The sequence below is a fragment of the Polaromonas sp. OV174 genome (assembly GCF_900112285.1).
Taxonomy (GTDB): Bacteria; Pseudomonadota; Gammaproteobacteria; order Burkholderiales; family Burkholderiaceae_C; genus Polaromonas.
Map to the genome: position 1 here is coordinate 20,033 of NZ_FOKZ01000036.1, position 7,070 is coordinate 27,102.

The 7,070-nt window shown below is 52.6% G+C and carries 5 protein-coding genes and 2 pseudogenes; 5 read left to right on the forward strand and 2 right to left on the reverse strand.

Translation table 11 applies throughout. The annotated features are described in order from the left end of the window. Position 1 precedes the first annotated feature (1 nt). From prsT to BM160_RS20500, 5 genes are all read left to right on the forward strand, one after another. The gene (gene prsT / locus BM160_RS20480; RefSeq protein WP_092008017.1) at positions 2 to 2,776 is read left to right on the forward strand and encodes an XrtA/PEP-CTERM system TPR-repeat protein PrsT; all 2,775 of its coding nucleotides are present in this window, start codon (positions 2 to 4) and stop codon (positions 2,774 to 2,776) included. A 236-nt stretch (positions 2,777 to 3,012) separates the two neighbouring features. Next, complete coding sequence (locus BM160_RS20485; RefSeq protein ID WP_092008018.1) at positions 3,013 to 3,711, forward strand: hypothetical protein; 699 nt, start codon at positions 3,013 to 3,015, stop codon at positions 3,709 to 3,711. 139 nt (positions 3,712 to 3,850) lie between these two features. Then, positions 3,851 to 4,045 (forward strand): hypothetical protein, encoded by a 195-nt coding sequence (locus tag BM160_RS23190; RefSeq protein WP_369821811.1) that lies wholly within the window; start codon positions 3,851 to 3,853, stop codon positions 4,043 to 4,045. Beyond that, a complete protein-coding gene (locus BM160_RS20495; protein WP_177219099.1) occupies positions 4,005 to 4,949 on the forward strand; it encodes an HprK-related kinase A in 945 nt (314 codons plus the stop codon). Before BM160_RS23190 ends, BM160_RS20495 begins: the two co-directional genes overlap by 41 nt. Continuing rightward, a complete protein-coding gene (locus tag BM160_RS20500; RefSeq protein WP_092008021.1) occupies positions 4,946 to 6,064 on the forward strand; it encodes a nucleotidyltransferase domain-containing protein in 1,119 nt (372 codons plus the stop codon). Before BM160_RS20495 ends, BM160_RS20500 begins: the two co-directional genes overlap by 4 nt. Positions 6,065 to 6,197: 133 nt before the next feature. On the opposite strand, the pseudogene BM160_RS20505 reads toward BM160_RS20500, so the two are convergent. Both BM160_RS20505 and BM160_RS20510 read right to left on the reverse strand, forming a co-directional pair. Then, positions 6,198 to 6,661 (reverse strand): annotated as a pseudogene (locus tag BM160_RS20505) (ATP-binding protein); the annotation flags it as partial. Between the two features lie 109 nt (positions 6,662 to 6,770). Continuing rightward, a pseudogene (locus tag BM160_RS20510) lies at positions 6,771 to 6,911 on the reverse strand (ATP-binding protein); the annotation flags it as partial. Positions 6,912 to 7,070: the final 159 nt, after the last annotated feature.

The window sequence follows — 7,070 nt, forward strand, 5'->3', positions numbered from 1 at the left end:
TATGAACTTCAAGAAATCAACGTGCGGCACGGTCCTGTCGGCCTTGCTAGTGTCATTGTTGCTCGCAGCGTGCGGCGACCAGCCTGAAGCCATGCTCACTTCTGCCAAGGACTATTTGGCGAAGAACGATAGCAAGGCGGCGATCATTCAGATAAAAAATGCGCTTCAGCGCGATCCAAACTTGCCCGAGGCACGCTTTTTATTGGGGACGGCTCTGCTGGATAGTGGCGACCCTGTGGGGGCTGAGACCGAGTTGCGTAAGGCTCTCGATTTGAAATACCCGCAAGACTTGGTGATTCCGCAATTGGCCAGAGCCTTGCTGGCGCAAGGGCATGACAGGAAACTAACGGATGAATTCGCTAAAACCGAACTAAGCCAAACCTCTGCCAAAGCCAATCTGCAGATGTCGCTCGCATCCGCTTATGCGACTCAAGGCAAGACTGAACTATCACAAGCGGCCTTGAACGCTGTCTTGCGGGCGGAGCCAGACTATGCACCGGCCCTGATTGCGCAAGCTCGACAAAAGGCCGGGCAACGCGACTTTGACGGGGCGCTGGCGATAGCAGATGACATAACCACCAAATCACCCAAGAGCTATGAGGGCTGGAAACTCAAGGGCGACATCTTGCTGTATGCGAAAAATCAGTCAACCAAAGCCCTGGCGGCCTATCGCAAGGCGGTTGAAGTGAAGCCGGATTTTTTGGCAGGCCAGGCTGCCATCACCACGCTACTGCTGCAGCAAGGTAGCGACACTGAAGCGGCCGCCCAAGTTGAACAAATCAAGAAGTTTGCACCGCAACATCCGCAAACCACATACCTTGAGGCTCAGTTAGCCTTTCAGAAAAAGGATTTCAAGCTAGCCAGAGATCTGGTTCAACAAGTTTTAAAGTTAACTCCCAGCAACGTTCAAGGTTTGCAACTGGCTGGGGCTGTGGAGCTTCAACTCAATTCACTTGCACAGGCGGAAGGCTATTTGAGCAAGGTGGTTCAGTTGGCGCCTGAGCTCCCCTTGGCACGACGGCTGCTTGTTGTGACCTACCTCCGCTCAGGGCAACCGGCCAAGGCGTTGGCGGCACTGCTTCCGGGCCTGAACAGGGAGCATATCGATCCTGACCTGGTTTCACTGGCGGGCGAAGTGTATCTGCAAAATGGCGACGTCAAACAGGCTGCGGAGTACTTCACGAAAGCCTCTCAACAGAACCCCAAGGACGGCAGAAACCGAACATCGCTTGCCTTGACACATTTGATGGGTGGGCAGGTCGACTTGGCGTTAGGCGAGTTGCAGGATATTGCAATGTCTGACACAGGTACGACAGCAGACTTTGCCCTGATTAGCGTGCATCTGAGGCGCCAAGAGTTCGACCAGGCGTTGAAGGCCATCGACGGACTTGAGAAGAAGCAACCTGGCAAGCCGTTAGCAGCCCAACTGCGAGCGACAACTTTATTGGAAAAACGAGACATGGCTGGCGCAAGAAAGAGCTTTGAGCAAGCATTGATCATTGACCCATCCTACTTTCCGGCAGTGGCTAGTCTGGCCTCCATGGACATGGCTGACAATAAGCCGGAGGATGCGAAGAAACGATTCGAGTCCGTGCTTTCCAGAGACCCTAAAAATAGCCAGGCATTTCTGGCGCTGGCCGAGCTCGCCGCACGGTCAGGGGCAGGGAAGGATGATGTGGCTAAGCTGATTGGCAACGCAGTGGCTGCAAATCCTGCTGATGTGGCGCCTCGTTTGCTTTTGATTGACTTCCACCTGCGTAACAAGGATTACAAAGTAGCCTCGTCAGTTGCGCAAAATGCCGTGGCGGCCCTACCAGACAGCCCCGAGTTGCTGGATGCATTGGGCCGCACGCAACAGGCCGCCGGGGAGTTTAACCAAGCCATTGCCAGTTACAACAAGTTGATCGTCATGCAAGCGCTGTCGCCGCTGCCTTACATGCGTTTGGCGGCCGCGTATCTGGCCGATAAAAACAAGGATGCTGCGGGTAACAGCCTTCGAAAAGCGCTAGAGCTCAAGCCCGATCTGTTGGAAGCGCAGCGTGCCTTGATTGAGCTCTATCTGGATGGCAAGAAGTTCCAGGATGCCTTCACGACGGCGCGCACGGTGCAGAAGCAGCGGCCGAAGGAAGCGGTAGGCTACGTGCTGGAAGGCGATATCAACGTCGCGCAGAAAAATTGGGATGGCGCGGCGACGGCGTACCGTGTCGGCCTGACGCAGCTGAATTCGCCTGGGCTGGCAATAAAGCTGCATTCCGTGCTGTCCGCAGCTGGTAAAAGCGCGGAAGCAGACAAGTTCTCATCCACTTGGCAGAAGGACGCCCCTAAAGATGCAGCCTTCGCGCTCTATTTGGGCGACCGCGCTATTGCGGGTAAAGACTACGTCGGCGCCGAAAAAAATTACGCGACAGTCATCAAGCTGCAGCCCAATAACGCGATTGCCTACAACAACCTCGCTTGGGTAACTGCAAAACTCAACAAAGAAGGAGCTATTGCCTTTGCCGAGAAAGCCAATACGCTGATCCCCAATCAGCCGGCTTTTATGGACACACTGGCTGTGTTGTTGTCGGACAAGGGCGACTATTCCAAAGCGCTAGAGCTTCAAAACAAAGTATTGGCGTTGCAGCCGCAAAACTCCTTGTTCAAACTCAATCTGGCAAAAATCCACATCAAAGGCGGAAAGATTGATTTGGCCAGGAAAGAATTAGATGAGCTGAGTAAGCTTGGTGACAAGTTTTCGGCACAGGCTGAAGTCGGAGCCCTTTTGAAGAGCTTGTGAATGTGTTGGTTTTTCTTACAGTTATTGATCTACCCATAGGCTCAAAAAATAATCCCTATATAAATCAATCACTTAATTTCAATGGCGCGAATTGTGCTTATTTTGTGCATTTCGAGTTGAAGAGAGGTTTTTGGATATTTGGTGAGCCTCTTGGAAAGAGATGTTGCGGAGACTCGTGATGCATGCTCCTGCCGGATAGAATTTAACTCGTCGGCATGAATTAGCGGGGGAAATTTATGAGCGAAATTGACAGGCAAGGGGACGCGGGCGCCGATGTGGCGAAAGCGCCTATTTCGGATTCGCATCCTATTGCATCTCCATCTCGACGTCGGCTCATCAAGTTGGGGACGGCGGCTGTTCCTGTGGTCGCCACACTGACCAGTCGCCCAGCGTTCGCTTGGAGTTGCCTAAGTCCATCAGCTTGGGGCTCCGAGCTGATCAATCCCAACACAAGTTTAAAAAATAAGGCTGGGCATCAGTCCTATCCAAACGAAGCATGGTATATCTCCGACTGGCGTGACAACTTGGCACAGAGTGCTGCAGGCTATACCAATGCGCCTTGGTCGGTGCTCAATACAAAATATCCGTCCCTTTACGATAAGACGACGAAGACTAATGGTAAATTTGATTACACAAAAGTGACCATAAAGAAATTGCTGGCGACGGTTCCTGGCTTGAATGCCGCAAATGCAAATGGGCAAGCTACGGTCAAAGAGGTGCTGACGAGTGGCTCTCCCCTTCAAAAATCGGCGATTGTTGCCCAGCTCAATTACCTCCTTTTGTCGCCTTTAAGCGGGAACGAGTTGGAGAAGTGTTTCCCCCCTGGCGAGTTGCAAAAAATGGCATCCGGCTCTTACAGTCCATCGGGTCTGGGTGTGACTTGGGATTCGACCCAAATCACGAAATATCTTTTCGACAATTGGATTGCGCGTTAGTCGCAGTTTGGGTTGGCTGCTCTTTTTTTTAGGGAATTCCGTTTTGTGGATCCGATCGTCATCTGAAAAGCTAGTTTTTTGGGAGTGGGAAGATGAAGATGTTGCAGTCGTATACAGCACCTTGTCGGGAGATACCCATTTGATTGAACGTCTCGGGCTTGAACTACTTCAATTACTCACAGCGGCCCCTCGTACGTCAGAAATGCTGGCAGTTGAACTTATTGGCCTAGTCTCGGATGACAATCAGTCTAATATCTTGAAATTTATTGAGGTAACGTTGCAACACTTGCAAAATGTCGGCCTCATTAGTGAATGCCTCGTTGAAGATATCTAAATTCTCCAGGGTTGATTTGACCCATTTGCTGCACCGCGGCGAATTATTATTGAGGTTAGGGCCATTTGTTGCTCGATTGAAGACAAATGTTCCATCACTTGCTCGCGACATCGGACTTGTCTACGCGGATTTTGATGCTTGTCCAACTGACGCATTTGCTGATTTTCATGTTGAAATTAGTCGCGAAATCGGCATTCGGCGTTGGTTTAAACCACAAATCCGTTTTTTCTTTGACGGCCGTCCTTCTTTCACTCCCTTGCCTGTTGCCCATGCGATTGCCATGTTGGAATGGGGACTCAACTGGTGCGTTGCCGCGCACTGTCACCAGTACCTGATCATCCATGCAGCGGTAATTGAAAAGAATGGGAAATCTGCCGTATTACCCGCCCCGCCAGGCTCCGGGAAAAGCACACTTTGCACGGGTTTGGTAATGCGTGGATGGCGTTTGCTTTCAGATGAGTTGGCGCTTTATGACATGGAGAGCGGCTTAATCTACGGCATGGCTCGACCGATCAATCTGAAAAACCAGTCAATTGATATCATCAAGCAATTTGCACCTGCCGCGGTCATGACTGCGCCGATGCCAGATACAACCAAGGGCACGGTTGCGCTAGTGCGTCCACCGTTGTCCAGCGTATTGCGTGCCAGTGAACCAGTGCGGCCTTCATGGATTGTTTTACCTAGGTACGCCCCCGGTATCGCATCTGAGTTGGCCCACCATAGCCGGGCACGCACCTTCATGCTGATTGCGGAACAGTCTTTCAATTACGATATTCAAGGCCAACGTGGATTTGAGGCGATTGGCAGGTTGGTGGACCAAAGTCAATGTTATCAATTCACCTATAGCCAGCTCGATGATGCGGAGCGCATATTTGATGCCCTGCTTGAGGGGCGAGTAGGATGAATCGCCAACGTGATCTGATCGTCACTGCACTACTGACACCGCAGGCGCTGAGTCACTTGAGTGCGCTGGAATGGGATCTATTGGTTCGTCAGGGGCGAAGTTCCAATTTGCTGGCCCGTCTGGCGCATGAGTTGACTCAGAATTGTTTGATCAACGCGGTCCCTCTGTCACCACGCAATCACTTGATCTCAGCGCTGCAAATGGCCAAAAGACAAGAAATTGCCTTGCGCTGGGAAGTGGAGTGCATTACTCGGGCTTTGGTGAATGCCGACGTCAAGGTTGTTCTTCTCAAAGGCGCTGCGTATGTCTTGGCTGGGCTGCCTGCTTCGCACGGTCGGACTTTCGTGGATGTGGACATCATGGTTCCCAAAAGCGGACTGGGTCGTACAGAAAGTGAGCTGATGATTCATGGCTGGCAAGGTTCGCACCACGATGCATATGACCAGCGTTACTACCGCCGATGGATGCACGAAATACCCCCGATGCGTCACGTTCGGCGGGGAACGACGATCGATGTGCACCACACTATCCTGCCAGAAACAGCACGGATCAAAGTCAACACGCCGGCTTTGTTAGAGGCCGTTATTGCATTGCCAGGTCATTCGAATTTATATGCCCTACAACCTGTAGATATGCTACTTCATAGTGCAACTCACCTTTTCCATGAAGGTGATTTTGAGAAAGGACTACGCGATCTGTTTGATCTGGATAGCCTGTTTCGGCATTTTGGCATTGCACCCGACTTTTGGGCTCAACTCGTACCGCGGGCAGTCACGCTAGGGTTAACACGACCACTTTATTACGCCTTACGGTACACCACCTTGATGCTCGATACCTCTGTGCCCCAGTATGTGCTAGAAGCAGCCAAAATTGGAGCACCATCGGTGTTGGTGGCCGGGCTCATGGAAAGATGCTACATGCAAGCCTTGCGACCTGTGCATGCCAGTACCAGTACATTAGGTGTATCGGCGGCACGTTTTATACTTTATATCCGCTCGCACTGGATCAGAATGCCTACGTTCCTGTTGGTATACCATTTGGGGAGAAAGGTATTTATTCGCCCCAAATTTCACGATGAAGAAAATTCGAAGACCGCTACTGATTTAAATGCCTGATCAAACGGTTCTGATTACCCGTATTGGTGTTGGTACCGCTGCCAAATTGATTGATTGGCATAACATGGGGTGCGCATTCCATTGATGGCGGACACCCTGCGCTGGCGTCCTGAGTGACGGTGGCAATCGTATCTCAACTGTCCGCGATGAACGTGGACAGCTCTGATTGCGGCATGGGTAAATCGGCGTTAGCGAGCTTTCTCATGGACTCGCCTTTGAGGGCTATCTTGTGGGAGCCGTGCGCGATGCGGTCCAGAATGGCATCGGCCAGCGTGGGTTCATCCAGCCACGCATGCTAGGCAGTCACTGGCAACTGGCTGGTGATGAGCGTGGAGCGACTGCCCACCCGGTCATCCAACAATTCCAGCAAATCATTGCGCTCGTGCGCGGCAATGGGTGCGATTGCGAAGTCGTCCAATATCAGCGGTCCGGCCTGGCCAGTTGGCCCAGTCGCCGCGCAAAGCTGCCGTCGCCATGCGCCACATGCAACTCTTCCAGCAAACGGGGCGCACGGGCATAAAGCACGGAGAATCCCAAATGGGCTGCTTGCTGGCCCAGGGGTAAGCACGCGGTGATCCCATCTTGAATCGATCGACATGAACGGGCATCGTCCCCACGAAGGAGATCGTGGAGATGATGAATCAAGTGTCGACAGTGGAGCGCCCTCGACGGCGCGAGTACAGCGCAGAGTTCAAGGCCGCGCGCTTACGCCCAGGGCACAAGCCAGCCAGGTCTTGCCGCAACCGGTGGCACCGGTCAGCAGCACATTGTGGCCATGGCGCAGCCAGTCGCCGCCGACCAGGGAGGCGATGACCTCGCGACTCAAGCCGCGATTGCTTCTCCAGTCTGACCTGCCCGGTTTCTCCGAAACACTAATTTCTAGGAAGACGGCTCCCATCCGAAGAGGAGCCCATGAAAAAGAGTCGATTCACAGAAGAGAAAATGGTCACGATCCTGCGTGAAGCGGATCGCACCACGGTGGCCGAAGCCGCCAAGAAACACAAGG

Excerpts from the sequence above, each read along its gene's own strand:
- prsT (WP_092008017.1), top strand. The coding sequence starts at position 2 with ATGAACTTCAAGAAATCAACGTGCGGCACGGTCCTGTCGGCCTTGCTA.
- BM160_RS20485 (WP_092008018.1), top strand. The coding sequence starts at position 3,013 with ATGAGCGAAATTGACAGGCAAGGGGACGCGGGCGCCGATGTGGCGAAA.
- BM160_RS20495 (WP_177219099.1), top strand. The coding sequence starts at position 4,005 with ATGTCGGCCTCATTAGTGAATGCCTCGTTGAAGATATCTAAATTCTCC.
- BM160_RS20500 (WP_092008021.1), top strand. The coding sequence starts at position 4,946 with ATGAATCGCCAACGTGATCTGATCGTCACTGCACTACTGACACCGCAG.